Consider the following 15,188-nt stretch of genomic DNA (forward strand, 5'->3'; position numbering starts at 1 on the left):
GGTTCAGGCTGATTACAACGTAATCTGCGTTCCCAACACCTTCAGGAATTGCGCCAGCCATTGCGGATGCGCGGGCCACGCCGGTGCGGTGACGAAATTGCCGTCGGTGATGGCGCTGTCGACGGCGATGTCGGCATATTCACCGCCGGCCAGTTTGACTTCCGGGGCGCACGCCGGGTAGGCGGAAATCTTCTTGCCGCTGATGACGCCGGCGGCTGCCAGCAATTGGGCGCCGTGGCAGACGGCGGCAATCGGCTTTTTGGCCGTGGCGAAGTGCCGTACTGCCGCCAGTACCCTTTCATTGAGGCGCAGATATTCCGGGGCGCGGCCGCCGGCGATCACGAGAGCGTCATAGCTGGCCGGGTCGATGTCGTCGAAGGACGCATTCAGCGCGAACTGGTGGCCCGGTTTTTCGGTATAGGTCTGATCGCCTTCGAAATCATGGATCGCGGTCTTGATCTTGTCGCCGGCTTTCTTGCCGGGGCACACCGCATGCACGGTATGGCCTACCATCAGCAAGGCCTGGAACGGCACCATCGTTTCGTAATCCTCGGCAAAATCGCCGGTCAACAATAAAATCTTTTTCGCTGCCATTCCTGTCTCCTTGAAGATAAGCCCGAAGGCTGGGGTGAATAGATGTTGCGTGGGACGATTGAAGCGGAATCAAAATATCATTTGGTCCAGACCATCTGGCGCGACTTGCCAAGCAGGAAATCGCGATTCGGTTCGATGCATTCGCGCAGATAACTCCATAGCGCGGAGACCCGCGCCACATGGCGCTGTTCGCTGGCCGCCACGAGCCAGAATGAGCGCATGATGTCGACCTGCTGATCAAGTACCGGTACCAGATCATCGCATTGCTGCGCCAAAAAGCAAGGCAAGATTGCCAGCGCCTGACCGCTGCGCGCGGCAGTGTATTGCGCCACCACGCTGGTGCTGCGAAACGCGCGGAAGGCTTCCGGCGCAATCGTATCCTTGTAGCGCAGCTCTTCACTGAATACCAGATCGTCAATGTAACCGATGAACGGGTGTTGCTCCAGATCGGCGACGCTGCGCACCGGTGCATGCGTTTCCAGATAACTTCGGGTGGCGTACAGCTTCAACGCATAATCCGCCAGTTTCGTGACAACATAATTACCGCTGAGCGGGCGCTCGATGGTGACGCTGATATCGGCTTCCCGCTTCGACAGGTTCACGAAGCGCGGCATCGGCAGCATGTCGACCGAAATATGCGGATTGCGCGCGCAAAAGTGCGCAATATGCGGCGCCAGCACGAAGGTACCGAAGCCTTCGGTGGCGCCGAGCCGGACCTGGCCCGAGAGCAGGCGGTTGTGGTCGCCCAGTTCTTCGGTGGCGGCGTAGACCGTACTTTCGATGCGTTCGGCATATTCCACCAGCCGGTAACCATCGGCGGTCAGGGTATAGCCATGATTGTTGCGGTCGAACAATTGACTGCCGACCTGTTCTTCAAAGCGTTTGATGCGGCGCGACACGGTTGAATGGTCGATACCGAGTTTCTTGGCGGCATCGACCAGACCCTGACTGCGCGTCAGTTCCAGAAACACCCGTAAATTGTCCCAATCCAGCATGGTTTCCTTGTTTTGCACTAATGCAAAGGCATTTTGAATTATTGGCTATTGTAACGATATTAACGCACATGCAAAATGGGTTCCGGAAACTGATGGCAAATAAGGTGCATTCCGATGTGCCAATGCTACCGTCAGGATTTCAATAAAACTAAAACCGAGGAGACAAAATGCGTAAGAACACCTTCGCCCGCGCGGCGATGACCTGTGCCTTTTCCCTGTTGAGCGTGGCTGCTGCCCAGGCGCAGAACAACGATACCGTCAAGATCGGGGTCCTGACCGACATGTCCGGCCCGTATTCGGCGATGGGCGGCCCGGGTTCGGTAGTGGCGGCCAAGATGGCGGTGGAAGATTGCCTCAAGGCCGAATGCAAGGGCATGAAGATTGAAGTGCTGTCTGCCGATAATCAAAACAAGCCGGATGTCGGCGTGACCAAGGCGCGCGAATGGCTGGACCGCGACAAGGTCGAGGCGATTGCCGATCTGACCAATTCCTCGGTGGCGCTGGCGGTACAAAAACTGATCAAGGACAAGGGCGGCATCGCCATGTACAGCGGTCCGGCAACCGGCGTGCTGACAACTACCGAATGTGCGGCCAACGGCTTTCACTGGATGTTCGATACCTATTCGCAAGCGGCCGGTGCGGCAGCGGCATTGACCAGGCTGGGTAACAAATCGTGGTACTTCGTGACGGTCGATTACGCTTTCGGTCACTCGCTGGAAAAAGATGCCAGCGATGTCGTCAAGAGTCTCGGCGGCACGGTGGTCGGTTCGGTACGGCATCCGCTGAATGCCTCGGACTTCTCGTCTTTCCTGTTGCAGGCGCAGGCTTCCAAGGCGCAAGTGATCGGTCTGGCAGATGGCGGCACTGACGTCGTCAATGCCATCAAGCAAGCGCGTTCATTCAGCGTCGGCGATAAGAATCAGCGTCTGGTGGCATTGCTGGTGTTCTTGTCGGATGTCCATGCACTGGGTCTGGAAGCCGCACAAGGTCTGGTGTATACCGATGGCTTCTACTGGGATTACGACAATGACACGCGCGCATTTTCGAAGCGTTTCGAAGCGCTGTACAAGAACAACAAGCCGACCATGGTGCAAGCCGGTGTCTATTCCAGCGTGTACCACTTCCTGAAAGCACGCGCTGCCGCCAAGACGTCGGATTCCAAAGTGGTGGCGCAAAAGATGCGTGAGATTCCAATCAGCGATGTCGTCATGCGCAATGCTTCGATCCGTCCAGACGGTCGCGTGATTCACGACATGTATCTGTATCAGGTCAAGACCCCGGCCGAATCCAAGGGCGCCTGGGATTATCTGAAATTGTTGTCGACCATTCCTGCGCAACAGGCATTCCGTCCGATGGATGCCAGCTGCCCGCTGGTCAAGTAAGTATCGTCGGCGACCGTTGCAGTAATGCGGTCGCCGGATTTCATTCTCTTCATTAATGGAAGTGCATCATGAGCCAAGCCAATATCCCCAACATTCCTCTTTTCATCAACGGCAAGCATGTGCAGTCGACGTCGACTGAATGGCGTGATGTGCTCAATCCGGCAACGCAGGAGGTAGTCGCGCGCGTACCATTTGCCACCGCCGATGAAGTCAATGCCGCCGTGGCCAACGCCAAGGAGACGTTCCGTACCTGGCGCAACACCTCGCTGGCGCAGCGCATGCGCATCATGCTCAAGTTCCAGCAACTGCTGCGTGAAAACATTGCGCCGCTGGCCGAACTGATTACACGTGAACACGGCAAGACCTTGCCGGATGCCGAAGGTGAAGTCATGCGCGGTCTGGAAGTGGTGGAGCATGCCTGTTCGATCACGTCGCTGCAATTGGGCGAGCTGGCAGAAAATGCCGCCACCGGCGTCGATGTCTACACCATCAATCAACCGCTCGGCGTGGGCGCCGGCATTACCGCGTTCAACTTCCCGGTGATGCTGCCATGCTTCATGTTCCCGATCTCGGTGGCCTGCGGCAATACCTTCATCCTCAAGCCATCCGAGCAAGATCCGTCGTCGTCGCTGTTCCTGGTGGAATTGGCCAACAAGGCCGGTCTGCCACCTGGCGTGCTCAACGTGGTGCATGGCGGTCCTGACGTCGCCAACATGATTTGCGATCATCCGGATATCAAGGCGGTATCGTTCATTGGCTCCACCAATGTCGGTACCCATATCTATCGCCGCGCCACCGAATCCGGCAAGCGTGCGCAATCGATGATGGGCGCCAAGAATCATTGCATCGTGCTGCCTGACGCCAACAAGGATCAAGCCATCAACAACTTGCTGGGCGCCGCATTCGGTGCTGCCGGTCAGCGTTGCATGGCCAATTCGGTGGTGGTGCTGGTCGGCGCTACCAAAGAATGGATTCCGGAAATCGTGGCGCGCTCCAAGACCCTGAAAATCGGTCCGGGCAGCGACCGTGAAGCGGATCTGGGACCAATGGTGTCGAAGGCCGCGAAGGCCCGCACCGAGCGCTTGATCGGCACTGGCGTGGAGCAGGGCGCCAAGCTGTTGCTCGACGGTCGCAACTGCAAGGTGGACGGTTATCCGGAAGGCAATTTTGTGGGGCCATGCATTTTCACCGGCGTCAAAACCGAAATGGATATCTACCAGCAGGAAATCTTCGGCCCGGCAATGTGTATCGTGGAAGTGGAAACACTGGATGAAGCGATTGCCTTCATCAATGCCAATCCGAACGGCAACGGCACATCGATCTTCACCTCATCAGGTTGGTCGGCGCGCAAGTTCCAGAATGAAATCGATGTTGGTCAGGTTGGCATCAACGTGCCGATTCCAGTGCCGGTCGCGTATTTCAGCTTCACCGGTTCGCGTGCTTCCAAGCTCGGCGATCTGGGCCCGAACGGCAAGCAGGCAGTGCAATTCTGGACTCAGACCAAGACCGTGACAGCGCGCTGGTTTGCACCGGATGATCAGGCTGGCAAGATCAACACCACCATTTCGCTGAAATAAAAGGGGTACGCATATGAGCGCCGCTATCGTTTTTATCGGGTTGGGCAATATGGGTTTGCCGATGGCGCAGAATCTGGCGAAAGCCGGATTTTCCGTCAGCGGTCATGATCTGGTCAAAGCCAGTGTCGACAAGCTGGTGGCGGCGGGCGGCAAGACCGAAGCCGATGCCATGGCGGCGGTGGCCAAGGCCGATGTCGTCATTACCATGCTGCCGGCCAGCAAGCACGTAGAGTCGATCTATCTGGGTGACAAGGGGATTCTGGCGCATGCCAAACCGGGCACCTTGCTGATCGACTGTTCGACGATTGCCCCGGAAAGCGCGCGCAAGGTTGCCGGCGCGGCCAGCGAAAAAGGCTTTGCCATGCTCGACGCGCCGGTCTCGGGCGGCACTGGCGGCGCCACTGCCGGTACGCTGACCTTCATGGTCGGCGGTGCGGCCGCGACCTTTGCGGCGGCCAAACCCTATCTGGAAAAGATGGGCAAGGCAATTTATCACGCCGGCGACAGCGGCAGCGGTCAGACCGTCAAGGTGTGCAACAACATGCTGCTGGGGATTCTGATGATCGGCACCTCGGAAGCGATTCGCCTCGGTATCGCCAATGGCATGGATCCCAAAGTATTGTCGGAAATCATGTCCAAGAGTTCCGGCCGCAACTGGGCGCTGGAAGTGTACAACCCGTGTCCGGGCGTGATGGAAGCGGCACCGGCGTCGAAAGATTATGCCGGTGGGTTCGGTGTTGATCTGATGCTCAAGGATCTGGGACTGGCAGTGGAAAATGCACTGGCAACCAGCAGCCCGGTACCGTTGGGTGCACTGGCGCGCAATCTGTACGACATCCACAGCAAGGGCGGTTCCGGCGGTCTCGATTTTTCCAGTATCTTCAATATGCTGGCGAAGGCTAAATAACCGGAGCGGGTTTCCGGGTCTGACTGCGGTCGGGACGGAAACCCGTTTTACTGTTTTTGTGCTGTCTTTTTTACCGGTTTTCTGTAGTCTCTCAGTAGCAGTTCTTCAAGCGCGGCATGCCGCGCTTTTTTTATGCACGGCAGTTTCAGCGCACGTCTTTGCGCACGATCAGGCGATGAATTTTCTTGCCCGAAGAAACACTGACCACCGCTTCATCCAGTAGTGGCGTGGCTTCGGCCAATGCCTGCCTGACCAGCGCGGCATCGAAGGCGGCATACAGGCGATCATTCTTGTCGCGCAGATTGGCATCTTCGGTGATGCGCCAGCTCAGATAAAGTATGCCGCCCGGTTTGACGATGGCCAGCAAGCGGCGTGCGGCGGCGGCAATGTGCGCCGGCGGCAGATGCATGATCACGGTTTCGCACACCACATTGTCAACGCTGGCATCGGCAATGCCATCGAGATCGGGCAGGGCGGCATAGCGAAATTCGCTGTGCGGATGGTGCAATCTGGCCTGTGTCAGCAAGCCTTGCGAGGCATCGTAACCGCAAACCTGAAAGCCATTGGCATCGAGCCACGCGACTTCGCGTCCGCTGCCGCAACCGATGTCGGCGCAAGTGCCGGGAATCAGAAAACGGCTGAGCAACGCATGCAGGTCGGTCGGCGCGGGCTGGGATTCCCAGTCTTGCGCAAAGCTGGCGGCAGCAGCGTCGTAGGCGCTCAGCGTGGCTTGGTCCATGGCAGCATCTCCGGCGACATTCAAGCGATCCATTCTGCACGCAAAACGGCGCCATTGCTGGCGCCGTTTATTTTGCTGCGGCCTGGCCCGTTTCGGTACTTATTTTTTGGCTTCGTCTTCGATATGTGCGCGCACGATGCCGGCGAAATCCTTATCGGCGGTAAAGCCAAGCGCCCTGGCGCGCGCGGCGTTGAAATTGCCGGGCCAGGAATTGACGATGCGCTTGATGGCTTCGTCTTCTTTCCATTCGATACGCTTGACGACCTCAGCGCCGGCCACCTGTTCCAGCGCATCGACCATGTCACGAACAGTGACTGACAAACCATCGATGCTGAGAAAACGCGCCAGTCCCAGATCGGCGCCATTGATTTCATGGCCGTGAATCAGATTTTCAATCGCCTTGCGCGGTGACATCAGCCACATGCGGGTTTCCGGGCTGACCGGGCAAATCGCGTGCTGGCCATTGAGCGGTTCGCGGATGATGCCGCTGGCGAAACTTGATGCTGCCTTGTTGGGCGCGCCGGGCCGCACCGAAATGGTCGGCATGCGCATCGCGCGGCCATCGATGAAGCCCTTGCGGCTGTAGTCATTGATCAGCAACTCACCCATTACTTTTTGTGCGCCGTAAGAGCTTTGTGGCATCAGCAAGGCATTGTCCGGTACCTGCGCTGGCAAGTCGCCGCCAAATACTGCCACCGAGCTGGTGAACACCACACGCGGCTTGGTGCCGAGGGCGCGGGCGCGCTCAAGAATCAAGCGCGTGGCGTCGAAATTGATTTTCATGCCGAGGTCGAAATCGGCTTCGGCGTGGCCGCTGACAATCGCGGCCAGATGGAAGATCGATTGCGTGTCAGGTCCGATCGCGCGTGCAATCACGGCGGCATCGGCGATATCGCCGGTGATCGATTCGATGCGCGGGTCATTGAAGCCCTGGGCCGGCGCCACGTCGAGCAGGGTAATGCGGGTGATGGCTTGCGCCTTGCCGTCTGCTCCGGTCAACTGACCCCGTTGCAGCAATTGACGCGCCAGACGACTGCCAAGAAAGCCGGCGCCGCCGGTGATGACGATGTGCATATGTTCTCCTCTGATATGCATGTTGGATGAATAGCGGTATCTGAACCTGAAATGCGCAAACTGCAAACGGCAAAGTTGTCATACAACTTTGATCGCAGTGTATGAATAAAGCAGTATCATGTCAATCGTCATGAAAAATCCTCATCCTTCTTTCTCGTCCTCTCTCATGCCCGAAACATCGGCTGCCGATGGCGGTACGCTGGCCGACCGCGTCACCGGTTTTTTGGCGGAAAAGATCCGCAGCGGAGAATTCGCTCCGGATACCCGTTTGCCATCGGAAATGGAACTGACCGAACATTTTCAGGTGAGTCGCACGGTGGTGCGGGAAGCGATTTCCCGGCTCAAGTCGGAGGGGCTGGTGGGGTCGCGCCGTGGCAGCGGTACAGTGGTGTTGCAACCGAATCATGCAACACCGTTCCGGCTCGATATCGATGTGCGCGATTCGATTCAGGCGGTGTTGCGCGTGATCGAATTACGGCGCGGGGTGGAAGGCGAGATGGCGGCGCTGGCGGCACAGCGTCGTACTGCGGCGCAAAATCGCAGCATTCAGCAAGCACTGAAAAATATCGACAAAGCGGTACGCGCCGGACGGGATGGCGTGGCGGAAGATTTCGCTTTTCATGCGGCGATATCGGCCGCATCGCACAATCCCTTGTACACCTCGTTGCTGCAATTCCTCGGCCAGTTTTTGCAGGCCGCGATCCGCGTGGCGCGCATCAATGAAGCGCGGCGCGAAGATTTCAGTCAGCAGGTGCGCAATGAACACGCCGTCATCGCACAGGCGATTGCCGCCGGCGATGCCGATGCCGCGCGCAAGGCAGCGTTGCAGCATATGGAGCATTCGGCGTTGCGGATTCAGGCCGCAGATGAGGCGTTCTGGGCCAGCGAGGGCGGCAAGGCGGCGCGCCATCTGGCGCAGGTGAAAACCTGACGGCCGGCAATGGGTGCCATATGGCAGGCGAAAAAAAACGCTGCGCACTGGTGAGTGGCAGCGTTTTTCAAGGTCTTGCAGAAATCAGTTACGGACAACTTTTTTGTATTCGTTGGTCCGGGTGTCGATTTCGATATTGTCATCCTGGCTGACGAACAGCGGCACCATGACAACGTGTTGATTTGCTTCAATCGCGTTTTCGATCTTGGCTTCTTTCAGGACGTTGCCGGAAGTGTTGCCCTTGACCGCTGGTTCCGAGTAAATCACCTGGCGCACGATAGTGGTTGGCAGTTCAACCGAAATCGCCTTGCCGTCATAGAACACGGCTTCGCATTCCATGCCATCTTTGAGGTAGTGCAGGGCGTCGCCCAGATTCTCGCCTTCGATTTCATACTGTTCGTAGTCGGAATCCATGAACACGAACAACGGATCGGCAAAGTACGAATAGGTCACGGCTTTTTTGTCGAGCACGACGACGTCGAACTTGTCATCGCCACGGAACACGTTTTCCTGCGGGCTGTTGGTCAGAAGATTCTTCATCTTCCACTTGTAGGTGAAGCCCGTGCGGCTCGAACCATTGACGTCGGAGCGCAAAACGATCATTGGTTTGCTGTCAACCATGATGATGTTGCCAACACGAATTTCTTTTGCAAATTTCATAGCGAATATACGTAAAAAGTAGGTTGCATAAAAATCGTCTGTAGCCTACTGGCAAAAAAACACCGCAAGCCCACGTATGATTGAATTTTAAAATGCGTTAAAAAATAGCCGTACATTCTAACCCATTTTTGAATCGGCCCCTATTTAACTGTGTCGACAAACTTCAGTAAATTGCTGCTCAAGTCGCCATTTGCCAACATTTGACGTTGCCAGTCCACGGCTTTTTCAGCGATCTCCGGCATGTCCGCCGCAAACGCCGGCCAGATTGTGCTCCAGTCAACCGTGGTGGCGTCATTCCAGCCCAGCGACAAGGCCTGGAGATGCGCGGTGGCACCGGCATAGACGTGCAGGAATGCCTTCAACTTGACGTGGTGCAAATTTTCATCTTGCGGATAAATGTGCCAGATGAATGGTCGCGCAGCCCATTGGGCGCGCACGAAGGAGTCTTCGCCGCGCACGAAGTTGAGATCGCAGGCCCACAGCAGGCGGTCGTAATCCGGTTGCGGCACAAATGGCAGTACGCGTACCGTAAGTGCGCCACGCGTGGCGCTGGCGCCGACTGTTGGTGGCCGGCCCAGAAATGCTTCGACTGCGGCACTGGCAACACCCTCCGGCACCAGACAGGTCACTGCTTGCGGATTGCGCTGCCAGGCGGCGAACAATTCCGCTACCGGTGCTTGCGGATAACAAAACAGGGATACTTTCAATGACGCCATTTCGGCGGCGCTGACGCCGAAATGCCCCAGGAAACTGGCCATGGCGGCCGGATCATTCTGGAATTCGCTGCGTTGCCGTTCCAGTCCGGACTCGGCCAGCAAGCCGCCGGTGCGGCTGGTGAAGCCAGGGAAGAAAAAATACTTGGTGAGCGACATGCTGGGATGCGGCGACGACAAGGTATGGCAACCTTCGACCCAGGTTTCGGCGGTCAGCCCCTCCAGATTCAGCCATACCGGACGCGGCGTGCACTCTGCCATGGCGCGGATATAGCCGGGTGGAATGTCGCAGGCGAAGAATTCGATCACGATATCGGCAACATCGGCAGCGCCAAACACGCCATCCTGATCGCGCCAGTGGCGCACCGTGACACCGTTGATTTGTTGCATATCAAGATTGGTGCCGACCTCCGGACAGATGCGCCGAAAGCTGACCAGATCGTCCACCCACAAGGTGACTGCGACCGCATGTTCGCGCTGCAACTGGCGCGCCAGTCGCCAGCAAATGCCGATGTCGCCATAGTTATCGACGACTTTGCAAAACAGGGCCAGCGTACGCGCTGGTGCAGCGGCGGGAGTGGTGGGGAATGGCATGTGCAGGTAATTCGGGTTCGGTTCAGGTGGCCAGCATTGTTGCTGTGAGAGGCATCGGACGCCAGTCCGGATGATACAGGAGGTCGCGGGCGCAGGATAACGGTGTCCGGGCGGCAAGTTATTGTGTGATTTCGGATAAATGAAATTAAATTGTTTGCAATTTAATTTTGTGCTGTGTATTATCGCTGCATGGAACACACCACCACCCCGACATTACCGGCCGCCGCCATTGATCAAGCCCTGTTGCTTGAAAATCAATTGTGCTTCGCCATGTATTCGGCGTCGCTGGCGATGACCAAGGCGTACAAGAAAGTACTCAAGAATCTCGATATCACTTATCCGCAGTATCTGGTGATGCTGGTATTGTGGGAACGCGATGAAGTCATGGTATCGGATCTGGGCGGCAAGTTGTTTCTGGACTCCGGCACGCTGACGCCGTTGCTCAAGCGCATGGAAACCATGGGCTTGTTGCACCGGACCCGCAATGCAGAGGATGAACGGCGGGTAATGGTCAAGCTCAGCCCGGAAGGACGGGCCTTGCGTGAGAAGGCCAAGGCCTTGCCGGAAAAATTGGCGTGCATGTTGCCGCCGCTGGAGCAGGTCGACAGTTTGCGTGAGCAATTGAAGCTGGTGCGCAAGAATTTGCAGGAGCAGTCGGAGGAGTAAGGCTGACGTCTGAGTCAAGGGATGTCGCCGGCTTTACTTTATTAAGTTGTTGGCAATTTAATTGCTTGAAATATTTTTGTGTTTTTTTGATAAAAATTTGATGTTTTTCACCCCCTCGAAAGGAATTGAAATGAAAGTCGCACAAGTACTGTACAAAGCCCAGGCCACTGCAACCGGCGGCCGTGAAGGCAGCGCCAAATCATCGGATGGCATCCTCGACGTCAAGCTGACCACGCCGAAAGAACTGGGCGGCGCCGGCGGCGCTGGTACCAATCCTGAACAATTGTTTGCGGCCGGCTATTCGGCATGTTTCATCGGCGCGCTCAAGTTTGTCGGCGGTCAGGAAAAAATCGCGGTGCCGGCGGATACCAGCATCACCGGCACCGTTGGCATCGGCCAGATCACCGGCGGTTTCGGCATTGAAGTGGCGCTCGATATTTCCTTGCCGGGTCTGGATCGCGCAGTGGCGCAATCGCTGATCGAAAAGGCGCACCAAGTGTGCCCGTATTCGAATGCAACACGCGGCAATATCAATGTGACGCTGACACTGGTGTAAGTCGCGGCTCAGCAAGCCGCATGGCAAAAAGCCCCGCCGGATATTTCCGGCGGGGCTTTTTTTCGTTCCTGTGCGTTGGCGTCAGTGACTGCGCAGGCGATTGAGCATCGTCGGCACGATGCATTTGTGAATCGGCCTGACGACGAACATGTAAGCGCGTCCCAGCAATTTATTGGTGCGGACTACGGTGGTGACGGTCAGTCGCTGCGGCACGCTGCCACCGGCTTCGGTGCGTTGCACCCAGATGCGAAAGTCGAGGTGATGATCATCAAAGCCGAGCAATACCTGATTCTCGCTGTTTGACATGACCGGAAAGCCGGAAATGGCGTCGCGGGCAAGCGGCTGGATATGCATGCCGACTTGCTTCAGCCCGAGCTTGCCGACAATCGCGTTGCGCACGCGCATCAGGGTTTGAATCCATCCCGGCGTGCGGCCAAACATCTGCTGCGCCAGCGCATGCGCGGAACAGGTCTGGCTGCCCGGCGGCAGCGCGATTTCAAACGCATCGGCAAAATCGGCGCCGGCCAGCGACTGTTTCAAATCAGCGGCAGGTGCGACGGCGACCGCCTTCGCGCTGGTATTGGTGGTGGTCATTTTTTTCTGTTTCCTTTGGTGCCGGCGCTGGCCGCAGCGAAGCGTTCTTTGGTTTCATCTTCGTTGCGACGACCGAAGGCGTAGTTGGCTTCCAGCCACATGACATTGATGATGCCGAACGCCAGTGCCAGACCGACGCCGAGAATCCATGCGAAGTACCACATATGAAGCCCTCCTGATTAATAAGCGGTGTGTTCGTTGTCGCTGATGTGTTTGAGCGTGACCTTGCCGCGAATGACGCGATAGACCCATGCCGTATAGAGCATGATCAGCGGCAGGAAAAACAGTACCAGCCAGAACATGATGCCCAGCGTTTTATGGCTGGAGACCGAATCCCAGATGGTCAGGCTGCTGCGCGGATCGAGTGAGGATGGCATGATGAACGGGAACATCGACATGGCGGCAGTCAGGATGATCCCAGTCACGGCCAGGCCACTGCCGATGAATGCCAGGCGCGGTTTGCGGGCGGCACTGAAGATCGCTGCCAGCAAGGCGCCGCCAATACCGATGGCAGGCAAGGCCCAGGTCGCCGGCCAGCGCGCATAGTTGTCCATCCAGGCGCCGGCGGCGATTACTACGGTTTTAGCAATCGGCATGAAGGCGGCGTTGGCATCCGGCATCGAAGTGATGCGATAGCCGTTGATGCCGGTGGCAATCCAGACGCCGCCGATCACGAACAACACAATCGTTCCCAGCGCAGCGAAGATGGCGACTTTGCGCGAACGTGCGGCAACGGCGGCATCGGTTTTCACTTGCAGGAAAGTGGCGCCATGCATCAGCAACATCAGTACGCTCAGCACTCCGGCCAGCAAGCCGAACGGATTGAGCAGACCAAAGAAGCCGCCGATATATTCGACCCGCATGGTGTCGTCGTAATGGAATGGCACGCCGAGCAACAGATTGCCGAACGCCACGCCGCAGATCAGTGGCGGCACGAAACCGCCGACGAACAAGCCCCAGTCCCAGGCATTGCGCCAGCGCGGATCAGCCAGTTTGCTGCGATAGTCGAACCCGACCGGACGGAAGAACAGCGAAAACAGCAGCAGCATCAAGGCCACGTAAAAGCCCGAGAACGCGGCGCCATACACCAGCGGCCAGGCCGCAAAGGTGGCGCCGCCGGCGGTGATGAACCAGGTCTGGTTGCCTTCCCATGTCGGGCCGATGGAGTTGATCAGCACCCGGCGTTCGCCGTCGGATTTGCCGACGAACGGCAACATCATGCCGACCCCGAAGTCAAAGCCGTCAGTCAGTGCGAAGCCGATGATCAGCACGCCGACGAATGCCCACCAGATGATTTTTAGCGTTTCATAGTCGAAGATCATGATGCATTCCTCACGGTGCGGAAGAGCGGGGCGATGGCTTGCCCGGTGTTTTCGGCGGCGGCAATGGTGCCGGCGTATTGACTTGTTGTTCCCAGTGGTACTTGCCGGTATGCAGGCTGCTTGGCCCGCGCCGCGCGTACTTCACCATCAGGATCATTTCCACCACCAGCAGGAAGGTATAGAACAGGATGAACCCGGTCAGGCTGAAATACAGGCTGGACGGTTGCAGCGTCGAGGCCGACAAGTGGGTCGGCAAGATGCCGGAAATGGTCCATGGCTGACGGCCATATTCGGCCACGATCCAGCCCAGCTCGGCGGCAATCCATGGCAGCGGAATGCTGAATACCGCCAGTCGCAGCAACCAGCGTTGCGGCGCCAGTTGCTTGCGGATCAGGAAGTAGAACGAGGCCGAGAAAATGAACAGGAACAGGATACCCAATGCCACCATGCCACGGAACGACCAGAACAGCGGCGCGACCTTGGGAATTGTATCGTTGACGGCCAGCGTGATTTGTTCCGGGGTGGCATCGATCACATTCTGGGTGTACTTCTTGAGCAGCAAGCCGTAACCGAGATCATGTTTGTATTTGTCGAATTCGGCGCGCGCGGCAGGCGACTTGTCGCCCGACTTGAGCCGCGTCAATGCGGCGTAAGCCAGCATGCCGTTGCGAATGCGCGCTTCATGTTCCTTCTTCAAATCCTTGATGCCGATCACCGGGGTGTCGGTCGAGCGCGTCGCGATCAGCCCCAGCACATACGGGATCTTGACCGCGTAATCGGTGCGTTCTTCCTTGTCGTTCGGCAGGCCGAACAGCGTCAGGCCGGCCGGTGCCGGATGGGTATCCCATTCGGCTTCGATGGCGGCCAGCTTGACCTTGGTAACTTCACCGGCGGTATATCCCGATTCGTCACCGAGCACGATCACCGACAAGGTCGAGGCCAGACCGAAACCGGCGGCCACCGCAAACGAGCGTAAGGCAAACGGCGTATCGCGCGCCTTCAGCAGGTAATACGCCGAGACGCCGAGGACGAACATCGATGCCGTGACATAACCGGCGGCGACCGTGTGTACGAACTTGACCTGCGCCACCGGATTGAAAATCACGTCGGTCATGCTGACCAGTTCCATGCGCATGGTTTCGAAGTTGAATTCAGCGCCGACCGGATTATTCATCCAGCCATTGGCGATCAGAATCCACAACGCCGACAAGCTGGAGCCGAGCGCGACCAGAAAGGTCACCATCAAATGCTGTACGCGTGACAACCGGTCCCAGCCGAAGAAGAACAGGCCGACGAAGGTCGATTCCAGGAAAAATGCAGCCATGCCTTCGATCGCCAGCGGCGTGCCGAAGATGTCGCCGACATAGTGCGAGTAGTAAGACCAGTTGGTGCCGAACTGGAATTCCAGCGTGATGCCGGTAGCGACGCCCATGGCGAAATTGATGCCGAACAGTTTGCCCCAGAAGCGGGTCATGTCCTTGTAGATCGGGCTGCCGGTCATGACGTAGACCGATTCCATGATGACCAGAATCCAGGACAAACCAAGCGTCAAGGGCACGAACAGAAAGTGATACATCGCCGTCACGGCAAATTGCAGCCGTGACAAATTGACGACTTCATCGATTGGAATCATGCGTTGCCTCTGAAGGAGAAGTGAAAGCGGTTGGAGATGGGGCAGCGATTGCAGGCGACAGCATGTGTTGCACTACCTGATCGGTAGGTACACGCATTTTTTTTGCCTGCGGTTCGGAAAAGAAGGTTTTTGCCAGCACCGTCAGCAGCGCGATCTTGATCGCCAGGATCAGTGCAATTTCGATGCCCAGAGGCAGTTTGGTCAGGCGGGGAAAGCGACGAAGTTCAGATAGCCACGAGCGCAGGCGCATT

Annotated in this window: 17 protein-coding genes; 6 read left to right on the top strand and 11 right to left on the bottom strand. The window is 57.4% G+C overall.

The window, feature by feature from the left end; translation table 11 throughout:
- Positions 1-12 precede the first annotated feature (12 nt).
- Both AKL27_RS08960 and AKL27_RS08965 read right to left on the bottom strand, forming a co-directional pair.
- Positions 13-594: a DJ-1/PfpI family protein gene (locus AKL27_RS08960; RefSeq protein ID WP_050462473.1), complete on the bottom strand. Its 582-nt coding sequence runs from the start codon at positions 592-594 to the stop codon at positions 13-15.
- Positions 595-671: 77 nt separating this feature from the next.
- Complete coding sequence (locus AKL27_RS08965) at positions 672-1,589, bottom strand: LysR family transcriptional regulator (protein WP_050462596.1); 918 nt, start codon at positions 1,587-1,589, stop codon at positions 672-674.
- 167 nt (positions 1,590-1,756) lie between these two features.
- Between AKL27_RS08965 and AKL27_RS08970 the strand changes: the two genes are divergently transcribed.
- From AKL27_RS08970 to mmsB, 3 genes are all read left to right on the top strand, one after another.
- Positions 1,757-2,971, top strand: coding sequence for an ABC transporter substrate-binding protein (locus AKL27_RS08970; protein WP_050462474.1), 1,215 nt, complete (start codon positions 1,757-1,759; stop codon positions 2,969-2,971).
- Between the two features lie 68 nt (positions 2,972-3,039).
- A complete protein-coding gene (locus AKL27_RS08975) occupies positions 3,040-4,548 on the top strand; it encodes a CoA-acylating methylmalonate-semialdehyde dehydrogenase (RefSeq protein WP_050462475.1) in 1,509 nt (502 codons plus the stop codon).
- 13 nt (positions 4,549-4,561) lie between these two features.
- Positions 4,562-5,455 (top strand): 3-hydroxyisobutyrate dehydrogenase, encoded by an 894-nt coding sequence (gene mmsB / locus AKL27_RS08980; RefSeq protein WP_050462476.1) that lies wholly within the window; start codon positions 4,562-4,564, stop codon positions 5,453-5,455.
- 145 nt (positions 5,456-5,600) lie between these two features.
- Here the strand turns inward: mmsB and AKL27_RS08985 are convergent, their stop codons facing one another.
- Entirely contained in the window at positions 5,601-6,194 is a 594-nt protein-coding gene (locus AKL27_RS08985; RefSeq protein ID WP_050462597.1) for a class I SAM-dependent methyltransferase, read from the bottom strand.
- Between the two features lie 99 nt (positions 6,195-6,293).
- Positions 6,294-7,268: a D-erythronate dehydrogenase gene (denD, locus tag AKL27_RS08990; protein WP_050462477.1), complete on the bottom strand. Its 975-nt coding sequence runs from the start codon at positions 7,266-7,268 to the stop codon at positions 6,294-6,296.
- Positions 7,269-7,434: 166 nt separating this feature from the next.
- Here denD and AKL27_RS08995 point away from each other — a divergent pair, with 166 nt between their 5' ends.
- Positions 7,435-8,199 (top strand): FadR/GntR family transcriptional regulator, encoded by a 765-nt coding sequence (locus tag AKL27_RS08995; protein ID WP_232310945.1) that lies wholly within the window; start codon positions 7,435-7,437, stop codon positions 8,197-8,199.
- Positions 8,200-8,283: 84 nt separating this feature from the next.
- Here the strand turns inward: AKL27_RS08995 and AKL27_RS09000 are convergent, their stop codons facing one another.
- Positions 8,284-8,859, bottom strand: coding sequence for an elongation factor P (locus AKL27_RS09000; RefSeq protein ID WP_050462479.1), 576 nt, complete (start codon positions 8,857-8,859; stop codon positions 8,284-8,286).
- A gap of 140 nt (positions 8,860-8,999) precedes the next feature.
- Entirely contained in the window at positions 9,000-10,166 is a 1,167-nt protein-coding gene (earP, locus tag AKL27_RS09005; RefSeq protein WP_050462480.1) for an elongation factor P maturation arginine rhamnosyltransferase EarP, read from the bottom strand.
- Positions 10,167-10,355: 189 nt separating this feature from the next.
- On the opposite strand from earP, the gene AKL27_RS09010 reads away from it, so the two are divergent.
- Positions 10,356-10,832, top strand: a complete 477-nt coding sequence (locus AKL27_RS09010; protein ID WP_050462481.1) for a MarR family winged helix-turn-helix transcriptional regulator — start codon at positions 10,356-10,358, stop codon at positions 10,830-10,832.
- 130 nt (positions 10,833-10,962) lie between these two features.
- On the top strand, positions 10,963-11,388 hold the full coding sequence (locus AKL27_RS09015; RefSeq protein WP_050462482.1) for an organic hydroperoxide resistance protein: 426 nt from the start codon (positions 10,963-10,965) through the stop codon (positions 11,386-11,388).
- Between the two features lie 81 nt (positions 11,389-11,469).
- On the opposite strand, the gene AKL27_RS09020 is transcribed toward AKL27_RS09015, so the two are convergent.
- The 5 genes from AKL27_RS09020 to cydP are packed head-to-tail and all read right to left on the bottom strand — an operon-like array spanning position 11,470 to position 15,187.
- A complete protein-coding gene (locus AKL27_RS09020; RefSeq protein ID WP_050462483.1) occupies positions 11,470-11,982 on the bottom strand; it encodes a DUF2867 domain-containing protein in 513 nt (170 codons plus the stop codon).
- Positions 11,979-12,146, bottom strand: coding sequence for a cytochrome bd-I oxidase subunit CydX (gene cydX / locus AKL27_RS27090; RefSeq protein WP_083438948.1), 168 nt, complete (start codon positions 12,144-12,146; stop codon positions 11,979-11,981). The genes AKL27_RS09020 and cydX overlap by 4 nt, the downstream gene beginning before the upstream one ends.
- A gap of 15 nt (positions 12,147-12,161) precedes the next feature.
- Positions 12,162-13,304: a cytochrome d ubiquinol oxidase subunit II gene (gene cydB, locus AKL27_RS09025; RefSeq protein WP_050462484.1), complete on the bottom strand. Its 1,143-nt coding sequence runs from the start codon at positions 13,302-13,304 to the stop codon at positions 12,162-12,164.
- Positions 13,305-13,314: 10 nt separating this feature from the next.
- Positions 13,315-14,937, bottom strand: a complete 1,623-nt coding sequence (locus tag AKL27_RS09030) for a cytochrome ubiquinol oxidase subunit I (RefSeq protein ID WP_050462485.1) — start codon at positions 14,935-14,937, stop codon at positions 13,315-13,317.
- Complete coding sequence (gene cydP / locus AKL27_RS09035; protein WP_050462486.1) at positions 14,921-15,187, bottom strand: cytochrome oxidase putative small subunit CydP; 267 nt, start codon at positions 15,185-15,187, stop codon at positions 14,921-14,923. The genes AKL27_RS09030 and cydP overlap by 17 nt, the downstream gene beginning before the upstream one ends.
- Position 15,188 lies beyond the last annotated feature (1 nt).

The sequence above is a fragment of the Herbaspirillum autotrophicum genome, assembly GCF_001189915.1.
Lineage (GTDB): Bacteria > Pseudomonadota > Gammaproteobacteria > Burkholderiales > Burkholderiaceae_D > Herbaspirillum > Herbaspirillum autotrophicum.

Excerpts from the sequence above, each read along its gene's own strand:
- AKL27_RS09015 (WP_050462482.1), top strand. The coding sequence starts at position 10,963 with ATGAAAGTCGCACAAGTACTGTACAAAGCCCAGGCCACTGCAACCGGC.
- AKL27_RS08965 (WP_050462596.1), bottom strand. The coding sequence starts at position 1,589 with ATGCTGGATTGGGACAATTTACGGGTGTTTCTGGAACTGACGCGCAGT.
- AKL27_RS08985 (WP_050462597.1), bottom strand. The coding sequence starts at position 6,194 with ATGGACCAAGCCACGCTGAGCGCCTACGACGCTGCTGCCGCCAGCTTT.
- AKL27_RS08970 (WP_050462474.1), top strand. The coding sequence starts at position 1,757 with ATGCGTAAGAACACCTTCGCCCGCGCGGCGATGACCTGTGCCTTTTCC.
- mmsB (WP_050462476.1), top strand. The coding sequence starts at position 4,562 with ATGAGCGCCGCTATCGTTTTTATCGGGTTGGGCAATATGGGTTTGCCG.
- AKL27_RS08975 (WP_050462475.1), top strand. The coding sequence starts at position 3,040 with ATGAGCCAAGCCAATATCCCCAACATTCCTCTTTTCATCAACGGCAAG.
- AKL27_RS09010 (WP_050462481.1), top strand. The coding sequence starts at position 10,356 with ATGGAACACACCACCACCCCGACATTACCGGCCGCCGCCATTGATCAA.
- cydX (WP_083438948.1), bottom strand. The coding sequence starts at position 12,146 with ATGTGGTACTTCGCATGGATTCTCGGCGTCGGTCTGGCACTGGCGTTC.
- AKL27_RS08995 (WP_232310945.1), top strand. The coding sequence starts at position 7,435 with ATGCCCGAAACATCGGCTGCCGATGGCGGTACGCTGGCCGACCGCGTC.
- AKL27_RS09030 (WP_050462485.1), bottom strand. The coding sequence starts at position 14,937 with ATGATTCCAATCGATGAAGTCGTCAATTTGTCACGGCTGCAATTTGCC.
- earP (WP_050462480.1), bottom strand. The coding sequence starts at position 10,166 with ATGCCATTCCCCACCACTCCCGCCGCTGCACCAGCGCGTACGCTGGCC.
- AKL27_RS09020 (WP_050462483.1), bottom strand. The coding sequence starts at position 11,982 with ATGACCACCACCAATACCAGCGCGAAGGCGGTCGCCGTCGCACCTGCC.
- cydB (WP_050462484.1), bottom strand. The coding sequence starts at position 13,304 with ATGATCTTCGACTATGAAACGCTAAAAATCATCTGGTGGGCATTCGTC.
- denD (WP_050462477.1), bottom strand. The coding sequence starts at position 7,268 with ATGCACATCGTCATCACCGGCGGCGCCGGCTTTCTTGGCAGTCGTCTG.
- AKL27_RS08960 (WP_050462473.1), bottom strand. The coding sequence starts at position 594 with ATGGCAGCGAAAAAGATTTTATTGTTGACCGGCGATTTTGCCGAGGAT.
- AKL27_RS09000 (WP_050462479.1), bottom strand. The coding sequence starts at position 8,859 with ATGAAATTTGCAAAAGAAATTCGTGTTGGCAACATCATCATGGTTGAC.
- cydP (WP_050462486.1), bottom strand. The coding sequence starts at position 15,187 with ATGCGCCTGCGCTCGTGGCTATCTGAACTTCGTCGCTTTCCCCGCCTG.